The organism is Lacisediminihabitans changchengi (assembly GCF_016634425.1).
Taxonomy (GTDB): domain Bacteria; phylum Actinomycetota; class Actinomycetes; order Actinomycetales; family Microbacteriaceae; genus Lacisediminihabitans; species Lacisediminihabitans changchengi.
Genome location: NZ_JAEPES010000001.1, coordinates 1,043,424 through 1,064,109, shown reverse-complemented (window position 1 = coordinate 1,064,109; position 20,686 = coordinate 1,043,424). Strand labels below are relative to the sequence as shown.

The 20,686-nt window shown below is 64.7% G+C and carries 20 protein-coding genes and 1 pseudogene; 11 read left to right on the top strand and 10 right to left on the bottom strand.

What is annotated here, in order from left to right; genetic code table 11:
* Window positions 1–63 precede the first annotated feature (63 nt).
* Both IV501_RS16100 and IV501_RS16655 read right to left on the bottom strand, forming a co-directional pair.
* Window positions 64–744, bottom strand: coding sequence for a response regulator transcription factor (locus IV501_RS16100; protein ID WP_234698122.1), 681 nt, complete (start codon window positions 742–744; stop codon window positions 64–66).
* Window positions 745–748: 4 nt separating this feature from the next.
* The gene (locus tag IV501_RS16655; RefSeq protein WP_372430739.1) at window positions 749–1,105 is read right to left on the bottom strand and encodes a response regulator; all 357 of its coding nucleotides are present in this window, start codon (window positions 1,103–1,105) and stop codon (window positions 749–751) included.
* Between the two features lie 162 nt (window positions 1,106–1,267).
* Here IV501_RS16655 and IV501_RS16650 point away from each other — a divergent pair.
* A pseudogene (locus tag IV501_RS16650) lies at window positions 1,268–1,783 on the top strand (ATP-binding protein); the annotation flags it as partial.
* Between the two features lie 210 nt (window positions 1,784–1,993).
* Window positions 1,994–4,177 carry a LuxR C-terminal-related transcriptional regulator gene (locus IV501_RS04985; RefSeq protein WP_307812201.1) on the top strand — a complete coding sequence of 728 codons (2,184 nt, stop codon included), beginning with the start codon at window positions 1,994–1,996 and terminating at the stop codon, window positions 4,175–4,177.
* Here the strand turns inward: IV501_RS04985 and IV501_RS04980 are convergent.
* Window positions 4,090–4,617, bottom strand: a complete 528-nt coding sequence (locus IV501_RS04980; protein ID WP_200555257.1) for a DNA-3-methyladenine glycosylase family protein — start codon at window positions 4,615–4,617, stop codon at window positions 4,090–4,092. The genes IV501_RS04985 and IV501_RS04980 overlap by 88 nt on opposite strands.
* Window positions 4,618–4,960: 343 nt before the next feature.
* Between IV501_RS04980 and IV501_RS04975 the strand changes: the two genes are divergently transcribed.
* Window positions 4,961–7,141, top strand: a complete 2,181-nt coding sequence (locus tag IV501_RS04975; protein WP_234698120.1) for a beta-glucosidase — start codon at window positions 4,961–4,963, stop codon at window positions 7,139–7,141.
* A 13-nt stretch (window positions 7,142–7,154) separates the two neighbouring features.
* Here the strand turns inward: IV501_RS04975 and IV501_RS04970 are convergent, their stop codons facing one another.
* Window positions 7,155–8,633, bottom strand: a complete 1,479-nt coding sequence (locus IV501_RS04970) for an MGDG synthase family glycosyltransferase (protein ID WP_200555256.1) — start codon at window positions 8,631–8,633, stop codon at window positions 7,155–7,157.
* Window positions 8,634–8,767: 134 nt separating this feature from the next.
* Here IV501_RS04970 and IV501_RS04965 point away from each other — a divergent pair, with 134 nt between their 5' ends.
* Window positions 8,768–9,184 carry a cytochrome c oxidase subunit 4 gene (locus IV501_RS04965; protein WP_200555255.1) on the top strand — a complete coding sequence of 139 codons (417 nt, stop codon included), beginning with the start codon at window positions 8,768–8,770 and terminating at the stop codon, window positions 9,182–9,184.
* Window positions 9,185–9,227: 43 nt separating this feature from the next.
* Window positions 9,228–10,100, top strand: a complete 873-nt coding sequence (locus IV501_RS04960) for a 3-hydroxyacyl-CoA dehydrogenase (RefSeq protein WP_200555254.1) — start codon at window positions 9,228–9,230, stop codon at window positions 10,098–10,100.
* A 40-nt stretch (window positions 10,101–10,140) separates the two neighbouring features.
* On the opposite strand, the gene IV501_RS04955 is transcribed toward IV501_RS04960, so the two are convergent.
* Window positions 10,141–10,602: a universal stress protein gene (locus IV501_RS04955; protein WP_200555253.1), complete on the bottom strand. Its 462-nt coding sequence runs from the start codon at window positions 10,600–10,602 to the stop codon at window positions 10,141–10,143.
* Between the two features lie 104 nt (window positions 10,603–10,706).
* Window positions 10,707–11,753, bottom strand: a complete 1,047-nt coding sequence (locus IV501_RS04950; protein WP_200555252.1) for an NAD(P)-dependent alcohol dehydrogenase — start codon at window positions 11,751–11,753, stop codon at window positions 10,707–10,709.
* Between the two features lie 103 nt (window positions 11,754–11,856).
* Between IV501_RS04950 and IV501_RS04945 the strand changes: the two genes are divergently transcribed.
* The gene (locus IV501_RS04945; protein ID WP_200555251.1) at window positions 11,857–12,300 is read left to right on the top strand and encodes a universal stress protein; all 444 of its coding nucleotides are present in this window, start codon (window positions 11,857–11,859) and stop codon (window positions 12,298–12,300) included.
* Here the strand turns inward: IV501_RS04945 and IV501_RS04940 are convergent.
* On the bottom strand, window positions 12,290–14,206 hold the full coding sequence (locus tag IV501_RS04940; RefSeq protein ID WP_200555250.1) for a heavy metal translocating P-type ATPase: 1,917 nt from the start codon (window positions 14,204–14,206) through the stop codon (window positions 12,290–12,292). The genes IV501_RS04945 and IV501_RS04940 overlap by 11 nt on opposite strands.
* Window positions 14,207–14,356: 150 nt before the next feature.
* Between IV501_RS04940 and IV501_RS04935 the strand changes: the two genes are divergently transcribed.
* Window positions 14,357–14,821, top strand: a complete 465-nt coding sequence (locus IV501_RS04935) for a universal stress protein (protein WP_200555249.1) — start codon at window positions 14,357–14,359, stop codon at window positions 14,819–14,821.
* A 37-nt stretch (window positions 14,822–14,858) separates the two neighbouring features.
* Window positions 14,859–15,332 carry a hypothetical protein gene (locus tag IV501_RS04930; RefSeq protein WP_200555248.1) on the top strand — a complete coding sequence of 158 codons (474 nt, stop codon included), beginning with the start codon at window positions 14,859–14,861 and terminating at the stop codon, window positions 15,330–15,332.
* 11 nt (window positions 15,333–15,343) lie between these two features.
* Here the strand turns inward: IV501_RS04930 and IV501_RS04925 are convergent, their stop codons facing one another.
* From IV501_RS04925 to IV501_RS04915, 3 genes are all read right to left on the bottom strand, one after another.
* Entirely contained in the window at window positions 15,344–15,790 is a 447-nt protein-coding gene (locus IV501_RS04925; RefSeq protein WP_200555247.1) for a pyridoxamine 5'-phosphate oxidase family protein, read from the bottom strand.
* Window positions 15,791–15,940: 150 nt separating this feature from the next.
* Window positions 15,941–16,591, bottom strand: a complete 651-nt coding sequence (locus IV501_RS04920) for a response regulator (RefSeq protein WP_200555246.1) — start codon at window positions 16,589–16,591, stop codon at window positions 15,941–15,943.
* Window positions 16,588–18,288: a sensor histidine kinase gene (locus IV501_RS04915; RefSeq protein WP_234698118.1), complete on the bottom strand. Its 1,701-nt coding sequence runs from the start codon at window positions 18,286–18,288 to the stop codon at window positions 16,588–16,590. Before IV501_RS04915 ends, IV501_RS04920 begins: the two co-directional genes overlap by 4 nt.
* A 178-nt stretch (window positions 18,289–18,466) precedes the next feature.
* Here IV501_RS04915 and IV501_RS04910 point away from each other — a divergent pair, with 178 nt between their 5' ends.
* From IV501_RS04910 to IV501_RS04900, 3 genes are read left to right on the top strand one after another with little or no spacing between them, the layout of a single operon-like run.
* A complete protein-coding gene (locus IV501_RS04910) occupies window positions 18,467–19,390 on the top strand; it encodes a universal stress protein (RefSeq protein WP_200555245.1) in 924 nt (307 codons plus the stop codon).
* On the top strand, window positions 19,387–20,241 hold the full coding sequence (locus IV501_RS04905; protein ID WP_200555244.1) for a universal stress protein: 855 nt from the start codon (window positions 19,387–19,389) through the stop codon (window positions 20,239–20,241). The genes IV501_RS04910 and IV501_RS04905 overlap by 4 nt, the downstream gene beginning before the upstream one ends.
* Complete coding sequence (locus tag IV501_RS04900; protein WP_200555243.1) at window positions 20,241–20,684, top strand: pyridoxamine 5'-phosphate oxidase family protein; 444 nt, start codon at window positions 20,241–20,243, stop codon at window positions 20,682–20,684. The genes IV501_RS04905 and IV501_RS04900 overlap by 1 nt, the downstream gene beginning before the upstream one ends.
* The last annotated feature ends 2 nt before the right edge of the window (window positions 20,685–20,686 follow it).

The following is a 20,686-nucleotide window of genomic DNA, read 5'->3' as shown; positions in this document are numbered from 1 at the left end:
GGCTCAGAGTTCTGGGGCTTCGGGGGCACATCCTCCGCTGCGTCCGACACTGTACCTAACCTCTCAGTCTCGCTGAGCGGTGAGGTAACGCAGGACAGCGTGGACGCGTCGATGCTCGCTGCCCTCGGCTGTAATGGACAACTTCCTGAACAGGGCGGTGACGTGTTTCTCCACCGCCGCGGTACTGATGTACAGAGCGCGGGCGATGCCCTGATTCGACAAGCCTTCCGCCATGGCGGCAAGGACGGCTCGTTCCCGTGGTGTCAGAGGCGCAAGAGCATCGGGGACTGACCGTGGTCGAAGCATCCGGGCAACGATCTCAGGATCCAGCGCGCTTCCGCCTCGAGCGACTCTCATAACGGCTTCGACGAACTCGTGGATGTCGCCGACTCTCTCTTTAAGTAGGTAGCCGACGCCGTCTGGACGATCGCCAATGAGTTCGATCGCGAACTCGGGATCGGCGTGCTGGGTCAGGACGACGACACCCATTTCCGGAAGCCGCTTGCGCAACTCGATTGCCGCGCGAAGCCCATCGTCGTCCCGGTGTGGCGGCATCTGGATGTCGATCACTGCGACGTTCGGTCCGTGAATGAGCGTTTCGGCCAAAAACTCGACCGCATCGCCAGTTTCCGAAACTACGCGCAGCCCTCCTTCGGAGAGGACGCGCACCACACCCCTGCGGAAGAGGAGATCGTCTTCCCCGACGGTCACCCGAATCTGCTGGTTGTGGAGGTCGCTGCTCATGAAACTAGCGATCCCTGAGGACGGAGTGGAGCAGCGCGCTCGATAGGTCAGTCTTGGGGACGAACGCTGCGGCCCCGGCAGCGGTTGCCTCTTGTGCCGTTGTAGCCTCACTGTCGGAGGAGACAAGGACAACGCGCATACGCAACGGCGCGTCTGACAGGATCCTGCTGAGTTGGAGACCAGTCCCGTCGGGAAGACCGACGTCGACGAGCGCAAAGTCCGATCGTGACGTTGCGACTCTCTGCAATGCTTCAGTCACACTGCCTGCCTCACTGTCGGGCTGATAACCCCACGCAGTGAGCATTCTCCTCGCTAGCTCGCGAAACCGCTCGTCGTCATCGACAATCAATACCGTTGTCACCACTCCACTATGGTGCGACGAATCGACCTCGCCGACTGTAGGGTTTGCCGGAAATCGTCGCCGTGAGTGCGCACGGGCTCTTGGTGATGCCTAAAAGGGTCTACATTCCTCCGCCGGATCTTTAGCGTTTATCACGTGGGGTCGAGTTATGAGGCATCCAGGATGACTGAAGTTGAAACCAGAGACGGCTTGAACACCGCAGTTTCCGGGCCCCGGCTGCACCATCAGCGGCAGCTTGTCGGCCGCGAGCTGGAATGCCGAGTCGTGGACGAACTCATTCGCTCACTCGTCGGCGGCCAGAGTGGGTCATGCGTGTTCCTGAGCGAGGCCGGAGCCGGAAAGACTCGGCTTCTGGAATATGCAGCATCGGGCGGGGTCAGGGCGGTGAGCCTCGTGGGCATTGAATCGGAGTCTGGCATCGGATTTGCCGGGCTCCACCGAATCCTCCTTCCGTTCAGGGAACGGTTTTCTGGCCTGCCAGCGGCGCAAGGGAACGCGCTGCTGGCGACCTTCGGGGCGATGGACCAGGAACAGCCTTCGCGTTTTCTGGTGGGACTTGCCACCCTGAGCGTGCTTGCCGCCGCCGCACACGAGGCCCCGATCATCTGTCTTATCGATGACGCGCAGTGGCTCGACCAAGAATCATTGGATGTGCTGAGTTTCGTGGCGCGGCGCGTCAGCGCAGACAGAGTGGGCATGGTCTTCGCGGGGCGCGAGGACCATGGAGCTCTCGCGGGGCTCAGCGGCATGCCGACCTACTACCTTCGCGAATTAGATCGGGATGCCTCCCTTGCGCTCCTCGACTCTGCACGACCGGGTGGTCTCAGTTCGCTGGTCGCCGCGCGAATCGTCGCCGAAGCCAATGGGAATCCGCTCGCATTGCTCGAGGTGCTTGGACAGCTCACCTCGGAACAACTCGCCGGCCGCCGACCTCTCCCCCACCATCTGCAGGCAGGTCGAGGACTCAATGCCCGCTACCTGCGCCAACTCGAGGAGCTTCCCCAGGAAACTCGGTCTTTTCTCGTCCTCGCCTCGACGATGTCGACCGATGATCCATCTCGGCTCTGGCGCGCAGCCGAGATCCTCGGGCTATCCGAGGAGTCAGCTGACGCCGCAATAGATTCTGGGGTGCTTACCATCGCGGATCGGGTCACCTTCCGGCACCCGCTTATTCGCTCGGCTGTCTATGACGCCGCTGAACCCCGTCATCGTCGGTTCGCGCACACTGCGATGGCTGCCATCGCCGAGCTAGATGACGACCGAGACCTTGCAGCATGGCATCGCGCGGCTGCCATGCTAGCTCCAAATGAAGTCGTGGCCGCTGATCTTGAACGGTCAGCACGACGAGCAGAAAATCGCGGCGGTCGACTCGCACAGGCCCGATTCCTCGACAGAGCGGCCGAACTCTCTCCCGGGCCCAGGGAACGCGGCGTCCGGTTGCTTGCTGCCGCTGAAGCGTACCTGGCCGCCGGCGATGGGATCCTGGCTGAAGCCCTCGTGGACAAGGCCGCACCGTGGTTGGAAGACGATACGAGGTCGGTCGATCTGCAACGAATGCGCGCCTCGATCGCCGTGTTCTTCTTGCGGTACAAGAACGCCCCGGCCCTCTTGCTTGATGCGGTCGCCCACGTCGATAAGGGCAACGTGGAGCTCATTCGAAGCATTCTTTTCGACGCGTTGCAGGCGGCTCTAGTGGCTCGAGATGACACCCTCGCAGAGACCACCGCAGGAATCGCGAAACGCGTGCTCACGCTTCCCTTTGACACGAACGCCGACAACGTGGGCCGAGACGTGCTCCTTCAGGCACTGTCAACCCAACTGACCGTTGGGTATGCCTCTGCAGCTCCGTTGTCGAAGCGGGCTGTCTCAACACTCTTTCGCGAGGATGAACTGCATCCCGCCGTGCTGTCCACCGTGACCCTGGGATGGTTTGCAGCCGACGATCTCTGGGACGACGCCGGCCGCCACGATATGTTCGAGCGGGCGATCGCTCTCGGGCGCGGGCACGGCGACCTGGGTGCGCTGCGGATCGCGCTGGCCGGCAAATGCGTGGGTCAGTGCTGGACGGGAGACATCGAGGGGGCAGAACAAACCTATTCCGAGGCATCCGAAGTTTCCGCGTTGATTGGCGTTCCGCACCCCGCGACAGCAGGGGTTCTTCTCGAACTGAGAGCCTGGCAAGGCCGAGAGCAGGAGACCCGTGACACAGCGGCACTGACAGCGGATTGGGGTGCAGAACGAGGCGCCGGGGTCTTGGAGGTGAATGCCTGTCTGGGCCTCACGGTGTTAGAGATGGGGCTGGGAAAGTACGAGAGCGCGTTCGAGTCGGCGATGCGAATTTATGATAATGACCCACCAGGATTCGGCAATCGAATCCTGCCCGAGGTGGTCGAAGCTGGGGCGCGAACCGGACGCACCGACACCGCGCACCGAGCTCTCGAACGCCTCGCCGATCGGGCGCTCGCCAGCGGCTCTCCGTGGGCACTCGGCGTGTTGGCCCGGTCGCGGGCCGTGTTGGCAGACGACACCGAAGCGCAGTCGTTATACGAGGAGGCGATCGGCCTTCTGTCGCAGACGTCCGTAAAAACAGATCTTGCGCGCGCACACCTTGTCTACGGTCAGTGGCTTCGCCGACAGAGACGTCGAAAGGATGCGCAAGGGCACTTATTCGTCGCGTTCGAAATGTTCGATTCGATGGGTGCCAGCGCGTTCGCGGGTCGGGCGCACAACGAGCTGCGCGCAGCGGGATACCACCATGTCGACGTGTCGGGCGGACAAGTTGCCTCCGGCCTCACCTCCCAGGAGGCCACGGTCGCCCAGCTTGCGACCGACGGGGCAACCAACTCCGAAATTGCAACGCAGATGTTCCTGACGACATCGACCGTGGAATATCACCTGAGCAAGATATTCCGAAAGCTGGGTATCACGTCTCGCCGACAGCTGTCGCTCGCGCTGGCGATGGCAGTCAGAGCGAACGATGGCGGTCAGGCTGCCGGGGTGCCGGCCGAGGGGTCAGCCAGCGATCGCCAGAGGAGAGCAGCCGCGTACGTTCGGTACGGGCTCCACAGCTGACCGCGGCGGCGCACTTCGTCGATCGCGGGGATATCTTCCAACAAAAAGACGGTGCGTATCGCTGCGCGGATTCCGAGATCCCCCGCGGGCAGGATGTCGCCCCTCCGGAGTTGATGGATCAAGAACATTTCTGCGCTCCAGGGGCCGATTCCCTTGATCTGAATCAGAGAGTCCTCGGCGTCTTCATCACTCACATTCGCCAGGTGCTCGATATCGAGCTGTCCGGAGCTGACCGCCTCCGCGAGGGCGAACACATAGGTCGCCTTCGAATGGGAGGTGCCGATCGCTTTCACCTGGTCGACGCCGAGACGGAGCACCGCGTCCGGCGTCAACGTCCCTCCAGCCGCGGCGGTCAACCGGTCATACAGCACGAGAGCGACCCGTGCGGCGATTTGCTGAGCGAGGATGTGCATGACCATGCCAGCGAAATTGCTGTCCACTGTCCGTCCCCCGTCGGGAAACTCGAATGGGTCTGGCGTTCCCAATCGTGCGCTGAGCGCTGCGAAACGCGGCTCGGCACGTCCGAGCTCCAGATAGGCATTGTGGATATCTGACTCGCCGCGCGGAACCATGTTTTCGTTCTTTCGCTCGCCCGTTTTGCCAGCAATCGCAGAGATCGGCCGGTGATGACATCGTAGTATCTGCCCTCGGAGGGAGGCGCCGAGTGCCCGCGACGACTGATCATGTTGCACAATTCATCACATGGAAACGGCTGAAGCACGCTGGTCCGCGCGGGCCAGCAAGCGATCACGGGGCGCTGGACGCCGGGGAATGATCGGCACCATGAGAGCGACGGGAACAGAGTACGACGAGGCCGTTCGGGCAGTCCGCGCGGCCGAGATCGACGCAGACACCGCCGCCGACAACCTGATCGAGCGGATGACTGACGCTGAGGTCCTCTGGCTGCTAGACGGTGACTCCCCCCGTCGACTGCTTCCCCTCATCCCGTTTCTGCTCGGTCGGCGGCCCTTCGTCGCCGGAGCGAACAGGCGCCTCGGAATTCCCGGAATTCGGTTTAGCGACGGTGCTCGTGGCGTTGTGATCGGCGCCTCCACTTCCTTCCCGGTGACGATGGCTCGCGCCGCGACGTGGGACCCAACGCTGGAGGAGCAGGTCGGCATCGCGATCGGTCTGGAGACGCGGGCGCGAGGCGCGAACTACTCGGCATCGGTGTGCGTCAACCTGCTTCGCCACCCCGCGTGGGGCCGAGCGCAGGAGTGTTACGGGGAGGATCCCGTGCTAACGGGCATCATGGGGTCCGCCATAACGCGTGGTCTGCGCCTCAATGTGATGGCGTGCGTCAAGCACTTCGCTCTCAACTCGATGGAGAACGAGCGATTCGAAGTCGACGTCTCCGTCGATGAGCACGCTCTGCACGAGGTTTATCTGCCCCATTTCAAGGCGGTGATCGACGCCGGTGCCGACTCGGTGATGACCGCCTACAACCGGGTGCGTGGCGAGTACATGGACCTCAACGGCCCACTCGTCACCGGAGTATTGCGCGACGAATGGGGCTTCGCCGGGTTCGTGACGAGCGACTGGGTGTTCGGCACGCACGACGCAATCGAGAGTCTCCGTGCAGGAATGGATGTGGAGATGCCGCTGCGGATGCTTCGCGCTCGGTCGCTTCCCTCCGCGCTGCGATCGGGAGCGGTATCCCGCGAGACGGTTCTGCAATCGGCACACCGCATCCTGCGAACGACACTGCAACATGCCGCCACTCGCGAGGTAACCAGCCCGAGCCACGACGTGATCGCATCGACCTCGCACAGGGCACTCGCCAGAAAGGTCGCCGAGGAGTCCATCGTGCTCCTGAAGAACGATCCAGTAGACGGTGCCGCGCTACTGCCGCTCGCACCCGACACTCGTCGCATCGCGGTGATCGGCCGACTCTCAGAACGGGCAAATCTTGGCGATCACGGTTCGTCGCGGGTACGCCCCCCGTCAACGGTCTCGCCTCTGCAGGGGTTGCGCGAGGCGCTCCCGGATGTGCTGATCGAGACTGCCTCGGGATCGAGCGCGGCCGAGGCCGCGGCGGTCGCTGCAGCAGCAGACACCGCCATCGTGGTCGTGGGGCTCGACCAGCACGACGAAGGCGAGTCGGTCGTTACGGGAGGCGTCGATGTGGGTGTGCTCGGCGGCGCATTTACATCCGGCCCGTTTCGCGAACTTCTCATCAGGCTCGCCCACCTGGCGTCTCGCTTCGTCCGCGGCGGGGACCGCACCTCGCTCGAACTGCGCCCGACCGATGTGGAGCTGATCCGGGCGGTAGCGGCCGCGAACCCGCGCACGATCGTCGTTCTGATTGGCGGCAGCGCGATTCTCACGGAGACGTGGGGGGCGAGCGTGCCGGCGATCATGTACGCCTGGTACGGCGGAATGGAGGCGGGGCGCGCTCTCGCCAGGGTGATGAACGGCGACGTTGGGCCGAGTGGCAGACTTCCATTCGTCGTCCCCACCGATGTCGAGCACCTTCCCCCGTTTGACAGCGCCGCGAAGACCGTCGTCTATGACGACCGGTGGGGGCAACGGATGCTTGACGCTGACGGACACGTCGCCGCATTCCCATTCGGATTCGGGCTCTCCTACACGACCTTTTCGTATCAACTGGTTGATCACCGATTCGACGACAGGGGTGGCAGCGCGGAGGTGCTCGTCGCCAACACCGGCGACCGCGCAGGCTCGACCGTCGTGCAGGTCTATGCCGCGGACCTGTCCCTGGACCGCCCGGTGGCTCAGCTGTTGGGCTTTCAGAAGGTGGATCTGTCGCCTGGCTCATCCACGCTGGTGCACGTCGCCCTGGATGCCGGACCCACGCTCGAGCGCGATCCAGTGACGCACCGGTGGTCGAGGCGTGCGGGCACGTGGGCCATTCTCGCTGCCCAACACAGCCCACGGAGCTGGGAGGGGGCGCACCCACTCACGGTGTCGACCAGTGGCGGGATGCTGCCCGCGAATGAGTGAAACCTACCCCGGATCACCGGCTTCGGGAGCGTGTACCGACCACCGATAGTGGCGGGGCCACGGTCTCTACCCGAACGGAGAGCGTCTCGTCGTCGCCCAGCACACTGCGAAGGAGCCGCCGAGCCTCCCACCGAAACGGTGCTCGTCTCTCCTCGCGCCGCAGCACGAGATCGCCGGGTGAGTCTTCATACCGTCGGCGCAGATCGACGACCTCTTCCGCCCTGAGAAGGGCAATAGTGCTGTCACTGACGGGATCGACCAGGCGCATCAACGAGAACGGCCCGGTGAGGTCACTGGCAATCAGGTTGTTCTCGCTCGCTGCCAAGATCGTCTTTTGGGCACCGCGCGTGACGACCAGAGGACGGGACGGGCCGCTCAGCAACTGGCTCACCACGGTCGCGGCTGCACCGGGTCTGCCGATCCGGCGCGCTGCCGCCTGCATGTGCTGAAGTCGTCCCGGCTCACTGAGCACCTGATCGATCTTCCATCCGATGGTCGACGGAGTATTGCAACGGATGGCGGCGCCCTGCTCCATGAGATAGTCGCCGTTGCGAACCTCCTGACCAGGGATCGGGTTCACCACCACCATCGGCAAGCCCGCCGCCATGCACTCCGACGCCGAAAGTCCGCCCGGCTTGCCCACAAACAGATCTGCATCGTTCAGCAGCTGAGGCATCTCCGCGGTGAAGCCCAGTACCCGGTATCGGTCCCCGGCCGGCGCCACGACCTCTTCGATACGCCGTTTTAACTCCTCGTTACGCCCACAGACCACCGTCGCGGTGAATGGTGAGCTCATGTGCAATGTCTGCCGCACGACCGCGACGGCGTAGTCGCCGCCAGACGCACCGGCCGAGATGAGTAGCTTCGGGGGTCGCTCGCTGCTTCTCACGGCCGCCTGTTCCGGTGTAGCCGCCACCGGTATTCCGGAGACCCGCACGCGATCGGGAGGCACCCCCAACGTGGTGAGCTGTGCCTTCGCCTCCTCCCGGGCCACGAAGAGCGCATGAAACGCGCTCGTAAGCCACAGTCCCTGGAAGTCGTAGTCGGTGGTGACAACCGCCGTCTTGGCGTCGAGCACGCCGCGGAGGAGTAGCGACGCGATCAGCTGAGCGGGAAGGAAATGCGTGCAGACGATTGCGGTCGGCTTAAACCGCTTGATCTCGCTGACGGTAGGCATGGCATTCGCCTGCGTCCACGGGTCGAGCGGGCCACGACGTCGAAAAGGTTGGTCGCTGAGGTCGTAGCCCCAGTCAACCAACCACGGCACACTCTCGACCAGCGCGAAATATCCTTTGGCCAGCAGGTCGCGGTAGAGCACGGTGCTCTGTTGAAGCACGTCTACTACCCGCACATCGTCAATGTCGGCCCGAAGGTCGCACGCTTGCTTGACGGCCGCTGCGGCGCTGTTGTGCCCCGAGCCCACACCCGCCGACAAAATTAGCACCCGCTCGCCACCAACGAAATTAGGACTTCGTGCTGGTGTGTCGATCATGAATGGATGTTAGCGGGGCGGTCTTATCACTCAGTCAATGTGCACTGCGACGCGCCACAGGGGTACCGAGGTTCCGTCTCAGCAACAGGACCTTGGTCCCGGATGCACACCCCTGATCCAGTAAGAGTGGCCGCATGCGCGCACAAACGAACATCTTCTGGATCCTGGCCGTCTTCTTCGCGGTCGGGGATGCCGCGTACATCATCTGGAGTGTCGTCGCGATGGGGGGAATCGAGTGGACCGGAACGGTGGCGCTCACGATCAGCGTCATCCTTCCGCTGTTCCTCGGGTTCTACTTCAGCCGCACCCTCGGTTCCCAGAACGGAGACCTACCCGAAGACCGGGTCGATGCTGACATCGACGACGGCGATGCGGAGGTGGGGCAGTTCTCGCCGTGGAGCTGGTGGCCGGTCACTCTCGCTGCAGGAGCGGCGGTGCTCGTGCTCGGACTCGCAGCCGGCTTCTGGCTGTGTTTCATCGGGGCCGCGATCACCATGATCGCTCTGGTGGGCTGGGTTTACGAGTACTACCGCGGTAATTTCGCACGCTGATCAGCGCCACTTAACTCTCAGAAACACGAGGAGAACCAATCCCATGACACGACTCACCACAGTGACGGTGCTCGGCACCGGTGTTCTCGGCTCCCAGATCGCCTATCAAGCTGCGTACAGCGGCTTCACCGTGACCGCATACGACATCTCGGACGCCGTGCTCGAGAAGGCACGCGGCCGGTTCGACGAGCTGGCATCGGTGTATGAACGAACCGTTGCCGGAGGAGCAAACGGTAGGGCCACGCGCGCTCTCGACAATGTCACGTACTCCAGCGACCTGGGCGACGCGGTGAAGGATGCCGACATCGTCATCGAAGCGATCCCCGAGATCCTCGACCTGAAGAAAGCCACGTACTCCGCGCTGAGCGGTCTCGCTCCCCTGAGAACTATCTTCGCTACCAACTCGTCGACCCTGCTCCCGAGCGATCTGATGGAATCCACCGGAAGGCCGGATCGTTTTCTCGCGCTGCACTTCGCCAATGAGGTCTGGGTGCACAACACCGCGGAGATCATGGGCACAGCGAAGACCGACCCCGCGGTCTACGCGACCGTCGTCGAGTTCGCGCGTGACATCGGGATGGTGCCGATCGAGCTCAAGAAGGAGAAGGCGGGGTATGTGCTCAACTCGCTCCTCGTGCCGTTCCTGGATGCGGCGGCCGAGCTCCTGATCGACGGAATCGCCGATCCGGAGACCATCGACAAAACCTGGCGTATCGCCACCGGCGCACCGGCTGGTCCGTTCCAGATCTACGACGTCGTCGGGCTCACCACGGCGTACAACATCTCGCTCGCCGGCGGCCCCAAGCAGCGGGAGTTCGCCGACTACCTCAAGACCACCTATCTCGATCATGGCAAGCTCGGCGTCGCGACCGGGGAAGGGTTCTATCGCTACCCGGTGTCGGCCAGCGTCGGGTAGCTGCGAGCTTCCGGTCGGTGCAATGGCGCAGTGGCCGGAATCAGGTTGTCGCGTGTTCGGTAGCGACTTCGTCGGCCGGACGGTCGGTCGCGTGGGTCGGGACGACAAGCACGGGGCACCGTGAGTGCTCGGCGCAGTACGTGCTCACAGAACCCAGCAGTAGTCCGCCAATCGGACTGTGTCCACGGGTGCCGACGACGAGCAGCTGCGCGTGCACGGCCTCGGCCACTAGCGCCGGCCCGGCCGGGCCGGGCGTCGTGCTCTCGGTGACCCAGGCCGGCACCGCACCGTCGAACTCCGCAAGGGCGGCATCCCGTGCTGCTCGCCGCGCCGTGGTTTCCGGATGGAAGCCGACCACGGCATCCTGGTAGACCATCTCGTTCCATGCCGTGACGATGCGGAGATCGGCCGAGAGAAGGCGAGCCTGCGCTGCTGCGTGGTGGAGTGCGATGAGGGAATCCCTCGAGCCGTCCACTCCGACGACGACCACCGAGCGTGACATGTGAACTCCTCGTTTTCCGATGCGCCAGAAGCGATTCCCGTGGTCAGGCTAGGTCGGCAGAACCCTCGGCCCGGGGTCGAAGGTCCCGTGACAATCGCGTGAATCTAGCCCTCCGCGTGTGGGACGACGACCGCGCGCCCGGAGATCGTTCCGGCGTGGAGTCGTTCGTACGCGTGCGGTGCCTCCTCGAGCGTGAAGCGTTCGACATGCACCTTCACGAAGCCGCGGCGTGCCAGATCGAACACCTCGATGAGCTCGGAGCGCGAGCCCCAATACGGAGCCTGGACTGATGCCCCGAACGGTGTGGAGAAGAAACCCGTCGGCAGCACCCCTCCGCCGATCCCGACGATCTGGATCTTCCCGTCCATCGCCACACTCTGCTGCGCGATGTCGAGGGTCGGTTGGGTGCCCACGAAGTCGAAGACCACCTGGGCCCCCACGCCGCCGGTCGCGTTGCGGATCGCGGCCACGGCATCCGTGTTCGACGGGAAGGTCAGATCAGCACCGACCTCGCGTGCCAGGGCTAGCTTGTCCTCGTCGATGTCGAGCGCAACGATACGGGCGGATGTGATGGCCCGGAGGATCTGGATGGCGACGTGTCCGAGGCCGCCAGCGCCGATCACGACGGCGGTCGATCCGGGATAGAGCCTGTCGAGGCACGAGACGATCGCGTGATACGGAGTGAGCCCCGCATCCGTAAGAGAGACGGTGTCGACCGGGTCGAGATCGTCGAGCGGAATCAGGTGCCGGGAATCGTCGACGATGAGATAGTCGGCCATTGCTCCCGGTGCGCCCAGGCCGGGCGGGGCGATGCCGAGCGCTCCGGCGTTGGTGCAGTAATTCTCGCGGCCCTCCGAGCACGCGTGACAGTGTCCGCACCCCCACGGTCCGTAGACCGCGACCGAATCGCCGACGGCGACCCCCGTGGCGCCGTCGCCCAGCTTGTCAACGATGCCGGCGCCCTCATGCCCGAGCGTCAACGGGAGGCCGTAGATGTATTGCTCCGCTGGCAGCCCCATCAGGAAGGTGTCCGAATGGCAGAGCCCGGCGGCGGTGACCTTGAGTCGTACCTGTCCTGGGCCCGGTTCGGGCGTGGGGATCTCGACTACCTCAGGGGCGGAACCGATGGAACGATATTGAAGTGCTCTCATCTGACGAGTCTGTGCGCGAGGGCCGGCATTCTCTGGGACGTAGGTCCCGCCTCGGCTGGACACGAGCGCGCATCGTGGACCCATGGGTACCTCAGAGACGTCAGTGAAGCCGATTCTCGTCGGGATCGATGGTTCGTTGCATTCGTTGGAAGCACTTCGCTACGCAAAACGCGTGGCCATCGCGATGGGCCTTCCTCTGCGGATCGTGTCGGTGTGGCACTACCGCTCCGGCGGGTTCGGCCTGCCGCCGATCGGCATGGTGTCGATTTCTCTGGATTCAGAGCCACAGGTGGCCGCGCAGAAGACGATCGACGACTTCGTTTTCAGTGCGTTGGGCACCGATCCAAAAGTGCAGTTCGGTACTGCCGCCCTGGAAGGCGAGCCGGCCGATGTGCTGATCGGCCAGTCCGCCGGAGCCGAGCTCTTAGTCGTCGGGAGCCGGGGGTTGGGGAGCGTGTCGTCGGTGCTGCTCGGCTCGGTGAGTTCGCCCTGCGCCCAGCGCGCCCACTGCCCCGTGCTGGTCTTCCACCCACCAGTCAGGAACTGAGCTTCGCGGACGGCGTCGCTCGTGGGACACGCACCGTTCGCAACGCGTTGAGAATAGTCGCGAGATCGACTACCTCTTGAAGGGCTGCGCCGACCACCGCGGGGATGAATCCGAAGGCCGCGATGATCATCAGACCCACGCTCAGGCCGATACCGATCCAGATGCTCTGCAGGGCGATGCGAACCGAGCGTCTGCCGATGACGATCGCCGACACCACCAGGGAGATGTCGTCGAGGAGGAGTACGGCGGACGCGGATTCGCTGGCCGCCGACGCGCCGCGCGCGCCCATTGCGATGCCGACGTCGGCCGCCGCGAGTACCGGCGCATCGTTGACACCGTCGCCGACCATGATGACGGGGCGATCGTCTATCGCACGCACGGCCTCGACCTTGTCGGCGGGAAGGCAGCGCGCCCGGAGATCGCTGATGCCCACCTCGCCCGCAACATGCTCGGCGGTCGAATCCGAGTCCCCCGTGAGCATTCGGATGGAACCGATGCCCTCGAACGCCGCGAGACGTGCAATGGTGTCGCGGGCGTTCGCGCGAACGGGGTCCGTTGCCACGATCGCCCCGCCGAAACGACCATCGATGGCAACGTAGATGGCAAGCTCTCCTCCCGAAATGGGCGTCGACGGCGCGGCGGTGCAGCGGGTGGCGATGAAGTCCCGACTTCCCACGGAGACCAGCCGACCGTCGACCCGGGCATCCACTCCCCTGGCCTCCTTCTCCACCGCTCCCTCGGCGGGAAGCAACGTCAGTTTCGCCAGCTGTGCTGCCCGAGCTATCGATGCCGCCAGCACATGGGAGGAGTACTGCTCGGCGGACGCCGCTAGTCGCAGGAGCTGTGTTGCATCCAGTCCCGATTCCGGGCGGATCCTGACGATTGTCGGCGTGCCGGTAGTGAGCGTGCCGGTCTTGTCGAACACGACGGTACGCGCCCGGGCAAGGAGTTCGAGCACCGCGCCGCCTTTCATGACGATTCCTACGCGGGCCGACCGGCTCATTCCTCCGATGAAGGCGACCGGCGCCGCGAGCACGAGGGGACATGGAGTGGCGAGGACGAGCACCTCAGCGGCTCGTTTCGGATCGCCGGAGATCATCCACGCGACGGCCGCAATGACGACGGCAACAGCCGTGAACGGCAGTGCGTATCGATCGGCCAGCCGCACCACGGGAGCCTTGTTCTCTGCTGCCCGGCGCACCAGGGCGACGATGCCCTGATACTGGCTGTCGGCGGCGGTGGCGATCGTTCGAAGCGTGCTCACCGTGCTGCCGTTGATAGCACCGCTGTAGACGATCTCACCGCGGTGGGTCGTGACGGGCATGCTCTCGCCGGAGACTGACGACAGATCGAAGGCGGCGTCTTCGGACTCCAGTGTCGCGTCGACGGGCACCATTTCGCCCGACCTCACGACGATGCGGTCACCGACTGCGACCGCTCCTACATCGACATCGGCGATCTCATCGTCGCCGGTCAGCAGGTGAGCTATGCGCGGTTCGCGATCCAGAAGTGCGCTCAGCTCGGCTTCCGCTCTCCCCTCAGCGAAGTCTTCGAGCGCGCGACCTCCCGCAAGCATCACCACGATGATGAGGCTCGCGACGTACTCACCGACCGCGACCGTCGATCCGATCGCGAGAACGGCCAGGATGTCGATGCCGAAGACTCTCGCCATCATCTGGCGCACCATGATGACGGCTTCGCCCACGCCGACGATCGTGCAGTACCCACCGAACAACCAGGGGAGTCCTTGCTCGAGACCGGTGACGGCGAGGATCCCGCCGAGCACGCCGATCACCATGGTGCCGATCAGAAGCGCATAACGACGCGCAAGCCGCAGGGCGCCCGCCCGCGCTCGCTGATGTGGCCGGATGGTCTTCGACGCTGGCCTCAGTTTCACGACGCTCATGCCTCACCTTCGGCGGCCGCGCCGGGAGGCGCCGGGTCGAAGGTCCCATAGACATCTATGGGCCCTTGGTCCCTGTACCGGGGACCGGGGAGGGCCACCCTTGCGACAGCGTCACCCGCCGGGTAGGCCGGAGCAGCGAGGAGCACGTCCATGGACAAGAAGATCGTCGTCGTCGGTGTTGACGGATCGGAGACGTCGATCGAGGCGTTGCGCGACGCCGCGGGGTTCGCCCGCATGGCGAACGCCGAACTCCGCATCGTCAGTGCGTGGGAATACGTGGCCTTTCAAGACGTGAGCGGGGTGTTTGATCCCGAGCGCGAAGCGGAATGTTCCGCGCAATACGCGGTGCAGGCAGTGTTCGGTGACACCGTGCCCGACTGGGTTTCGATTGTCGTCGAACTCGGCAGGCCCGGTGAGGCGATGGTGCGTGCGAGCGAGAAGGCCGTTCTGCTCGTGGTCGGAAGTCGCGGGCACAACGTCGCCCTGCGATTCCTCCTCGGCTCCACCAGCACGTACTGCGCCGTGCGGGCCAAGTGCCCGGTCATGATCGTTCACCAGAACGATCGCCAGGACACCCGGGGTATCTGGGCGGACGTCGCCACCACGGCACGCTGAGCCAGACCGCACGTTCATGCTCACACGAAGCATCCGGATGCCCGCCACTCAGCCGACCACCGGGCGGTCGATGGCGCCGATGCCGTCATTACGCTCCCTCCTGTTCGACACTCCAGAGCCCCGCGAGATTCTGATCACCGCCGCGCCCGGGTGCCCGGAGTCGATTCTCATCCGCCATGTCACGGGTGCTCTCGACCGGGGAAATACGGTCGCGCTTCTCTGCCTTGCAGACCTCGACGAATCGGCGCAGCGCGCGCTCGCCGAGGTCGAGCGCACAACCACGCCTGGGGCGCTTCGGCAGGTTCATCGTGGGGACTGGCTGCGCGAGTGGAGCATCTCTGTTGTGGTGATCTTGGTCACGGGTGACCACGCATTCGTCAGCGACGGTCCCGGCACCTCGGATGACGCCCTGGGGTTCGTCCGCTACGCGCACCAGGATCTTGGCGAGCTGTACCGACGGCGCCGTCCGGTCGCCATCACCTGGGAGTGTGTCCCGGCGACACGGACGTAATCCGGGGGCGTTCAGGGGCGGTCCGGTTCCGGCCCGAAAACGAAGCGGCGTCCGGTGATCTCGCTCGGTGTGATGCGCACGTACACCTCTTTCTCCGTGGGAATCCAGGGCGTCAGTGGCGTGTCATCCGCCGCGAAAATGTCCTTCTGCTTCTCCAGTGCCACTGCCGTTCCCTTGACGACCACACTCCAACCATCGGTTGCGGTGAAGGAGTCGACTTCGAATGCAACCCGCGAGTTGATCGTGAGTTCGAGCAGCTTGCTCCCCTGCGCGGTGCGGATCAACACGCTCGAGCCGTCAGCGTAGTAATTGATGGGAAAGATATCCGGCGAGTCCGCGACCGACACGGCAAGCCTCCCCAGGGCCGCCGAGGCCAGCAGTGACCAGCACTCCTCCGTGTCGAGGGTGACGATCGGGTTGACGGATGTGGGGACGGATGCTGCGTGGTGCGCGCTCATGATGACCTCTCTGTCACAGTGCGGATCCGGGTTGTCCAGCGTTCCCGCGCCAGAGTGGATCCCGTGCAGGACGCTACCGTCGCTGGCGGAGGACGGCAGTGACCTTGGTCCCGTCCGTGCCGGTCGACCGCAGCTCTAGTCGACGCTCCGTTACGCGTCACCGGTCGGGCGTTGTCCCAGCCGGAGGATCGCCGCCTGTGTTCTGCGTTGCAGCCCGAGTTTTGCCAGGAGTCCGGAGACGTAGTTCTTGATGGTCTTCTCTGCGAGCCCGAGTTCGACACCGATCTGACGGTTGGTCAGCCCGTCGGCGATGAGGCTGAGGATCTGACTTTCGCGCAGACCGAGGGATCCCAGGCGGGGGTCGTCGGCGGTGTCCGCCGCGATCTTCTCGACCACGCGGCGACTCAGCGCGGGGTCGATGAGTGAGGTGCCTGCCGCCACCATGCGGATCGCCTCGAGGATGCGTGAGCCGCGGACATCCTTCAGCACGTAGCCGGCGGCGCCGGCGAGAACAGCCGCCCCGATCGCCTCGTCGTCGTCGTAGCCGGTGAGGATCAGGCAGCGGATTTCCGGGTGGGTAGAGCGGATGTCTCGGCACACGTCGATGCCGCTCCCATCGGGCAGCCGGACGTCTAACAGCGCGACCGTGGGCATCGTCGCGGTCACCCGACCGAGCGCCTGGGCTGCGGTCGATGCCTCGCCCACGACCTCGATGTCGGTCTCCGCGTTCAGCAGGTCGGCGATTCCTCGGCGCACGATCTCATGGTCGTCGAGCAGGAATACGCGGATGGTCTCTGTCATGTTCGCCCTGTCGGTTGCGCAGTGGGCACACGCCAGCGGAGTTGCGTGCCAGCCGAGCTGCTCTCGACGGTCGATGTTCCGCCTCGCGACGTGGCCCGCACTTCAAGATTCGCGAGCCCGCTCCTGCGGGTCGAGTCGCGGAGACCGTGTCCATCGTCATCGATGCTCAGTTCGAGTCCTGCACCGTCGGCAACGAGCCGGATGCTGGCAGACTGCGCCTCAGCGTGCCGCGCGATATTGGTGAGTGCTTCCCGTGCTACGGCGAGCACATCGTCTGCAAGCGAGTCCGTGATCACGAGGTCGACCGGCCCGCCGAACTCGAGAGTGGGAGTGCGGCCCAGGGATGTCGTCATCTCGGTCACGAGGTCGATAAAACGATGGCGAACCGTGATGCTCCCGCCGCTACTGGGGGTGGAGAGGGCGAAGATCGCCGTGCGGATCTGCGCGATAGCCCTGTCGATGTTGTTCACCGACTCTAGGATCTGGACGGAGGCGGGCGGCGGGAGCGCGCCGGCTATGCTCTGCAACAGCAGCCCCGTGCCGAAGAGCTGTTGGATGACGTGGTCGTGGAGGTCCCGCGCGATGCGTCCGCGGTCCTCGAGCACCAGCATTTGTTGTCGCGCCGTTCGGGACTTGATCACCTCGAGCGCCACGCTGGCTTGCCCAGCGAAGTCCGCAGCCATCTCCAGGTCCGAATTCTCAAACGACGCTCGGCCGTGTTTCTTGGTGACGACGACCACGGACTGCACTGTGCCGTTCGCGCTGAGGGGCAGCGCCATCACCGCACCGAGACCGTGCTGAGCGGCTATGGTCATCTGATGATTGGGCCCATCGTTGACCAACAGAGGCTGGCCTCCGTCGAAGGCACGCCCGGCAATGGTCTCGTTGAGAGGGAAACGACGACCCACCAGCTCGGCCGCCGCGAGTCCGCTTGCGGCCCTCACCTGGATTTCGTCACCGCCGGCGGCGAGGGTCGTCATGACCACGAGGTCGGCATCGGCGAGGGTGAGTAGACGTTCCACGAGGATTACCATCGGATCCTCCTCATCCGCCGACAGCATGGATGCGGTCACCTCTGCCGACGCAGCCGACCAGGCCTGCCGGCTGCGGGTTTCCGCATACAGGCGGGCATTCTCGATGGCGAAGCCGGCGGTTGCGGCGAGAGAAGTGACGAGTTGCACGTCGTCCGCGCTGAAGTCGCCCGATGCATGGTCGCTCAGGTAGAGGTTGCCGAACACGGTGCCGCGGATGCGGATCGGAACGCCCAGGAAGCTGTCCATTGGAGGGTGGTGTGCGGGGAATCCCGCGGATCGGGAGTCGTCTGCGATGTGACGCAGCCGGATCGGATGCGGGTCGTCGGTGAGCGCACCGAGCAGGCCGTGTCCTACCGGCAGATGACCGATCGCCGCGACCTCGGCATCGGGCATGCCCACATGGATGAATTGCTCAAGTTCGCCGTTCGGCGCTATGACACCCAACGCGCCGTAGCGTGCATCCACCAGCTCTACGGCCACCTCGACGATACGCCGGAGCACCTCCGGCAACTCCATGAGTTCGACGACTGCCTGGTTGGCGCGCAGGAGAGCGCGGAGCCTCCCCTGAGTGACCATCACGTCGCGCGCGTGATCGACCAATTCGGTCAGTGCAACGTCGAGCTGACTACGGGGCGCATCGGGGAAAGATATGGAGTCTGGCATGAATATGCGCCTTTCGCTCATCGGGTTTGGCGGACGAGCGAGTTCTGATCACCCCAGAGTATGCCTCTGCTGGCAACGGTGCTATGGGACCTTTTGCCATGGGACCTTTGTCCTCACTCCGTCCCCGCCGCTCTTGCACACTCCCAGGAGTGCCTCACCAACAGCCAAGGAGCGCCCGATGGCGAAGTCGATAGTGGTCGGCATCGACGGATCGAGTGCGGGCGATGCCGCCATCACCTGGGCAGCGACCCGCGCCGCGCGTCAGAACAGACCGTTGCAGATCCTCCATGTCATCGACGACGACTGGGGAGCCATCGGCACGCGGCAACTCGCTGAGCTTCACCCCGAGGCGCTCGAGTTGGTCGCCGGTGCGGCGGCGCTCGCATCATCCGTGGCTCCGGAGGTCGAGTGCGTGGTTCGAGTGACGATCGGCGACCCGATCGTCGAACTGGTCGATGCATCTCATTCCGCTCATCTGGTGGTCGTCGGTACCCACAAGACCGGGTTCTTCCACGGGCGGGCCCTCGGCTCCCGGAGCCTGCAACTGGCCGCAGCGTCGCAGAGCCCGGTGGCGATCATCCCGGGTTTCAGCACATCGCAACGAGACGGAATCGTCGTGGGACTCGACGATTCCGCGGGTGGGGAGGCAGCCCTGGCATTTGCTGCGCGGGAGTCCCGGGAACTCGACGAGCCGCTGGTGATCCTCCATGCGATTGCGCCGCCGCGACGGCGCCAGAGCGCAATTGTGACAGCGATGACTTCCTCGGCTAGCTCCCTTCCGGTTCACGCCATCGAGCGCGTGAAGGCGCTCGGGGTGTCGCACCATGTCCGGGTGCGGTCGGTGCGCCGGCCGCCGGCCGAGGCGCTCATCGACGCTGCCGCCCACGCGGAACTGCTGGTGCTCGGCTCGACGCGACGCCGCGGCGCAGACCTCACTCTGCTCGGCCCGGTGGTGCACGACGTGCTGATGAACATCACCGGACCGACTGTGGTGGTGCACGGGCTCACTTCGGTTCAGCGCGGGTCTTTGGTCCCTGGACACACGGCCTTGCTGGTCGATGCTGAGGGCACGACAGAAAGCCCGGATCGGAGCGAATGGTGACAGAGATCGTCGTAGGAATCGATGGAACGGTCGCATCCGCGTCGGCGCTCACCTGGGCACGGATGATCGCGGACCGGCTGAGTGCGCGCCTGGTGGTCGTCGGCGTGGTCGACGTCGACATCGCGAGCGTCATGTCCGCGGAGTACACCGAAGCCCACGCGCGAGCAGTGGAGTCGCTGCTCGATGACGCCAAAGCCGCGACGACCGGAACGGTCGTGGAAACCCGTCGAGCCTTCGGTCGCGTCGTCAGCGAACTCGTCGCTCAGGCGAAGGACGCATCGGTACTCGTCGTCGGCTCGGACAAGACCGGCGTGATCTCGGGGATCATCCACGGAACGATTCCGCTGAAGGTCGCCGACTCGACGGAAAGTCCTCTCGTCGTGGTGCCTGCGGCGTGGAAGGAATCTCTCGGGCCGATCGTCGTGGGAGTCGACGACACCACCGATAACGCCGCCATCACTTTCGCGGCCGAGATGGCACGAGCTCTCACCACTGATCTGCTCCTCGTGAACGTCTGGGGAGTGGCACCCCTGGTATTCGCCGATCCCCTGCAGCTCAAGCGATTGACGGCCGAACTCCGGGCGGCCGGCCGCCTCGTGCTCGACACCGTGCACGCCGAGCTTGCGAATAGCCATCCCTCGGTGGTCGTGACGAAGCAACTGGTCGAGGGCGACCCGTCGGTGGGGGTGCTCACCACCGTGCGCGCCACCGCCGGTACTCGCCTCGTCGTGGTCGGCACCCGTCGCCTCTCACCCCTCAGCTCACTGCTGCTCGGGTCGGTCGGCCACGACCTGCTCATGAACATGCCATGTCCGGTGGCAATCGTGCCGCCGACCAGAAAGGAACTGTGATGCAGACCGCTGACGCCACACAACTCGACGCGGAGGAATGTTGGTCACTCCTTCGCACGACCGACCTCGGCCGCCTTGCACTGATGAGCGACGGCTCTCCCGATATCGTCCCGCTGAATTACCTGGTCGGCGATGGCGTCCTGTATTTCCGGAGCGCGCCGGGCGACAAGCTCGCCGCGCTCGGCGTCGATCCCGCGGTGGCCTTCGAAGCGGATGGCATCTACTCACGCCAGCGCTGGAGCGTGGTCATCCGGGGAACGGCCCACCGCGTCAACTCCGACTCGGAGATCGAATCCTCTGGCGTAATGGAACTGGCGTCGTACCTGTCCGGCGACAAGTGGAATTACATTCGAATCCAGCCGCTCTCGGTGACCGGGAGGCGATTCCGTCGCTCCCCACGACGCGAGCCCCAAGCGGTAGTGTCCGCCGCGTCGATCGGCTGAGC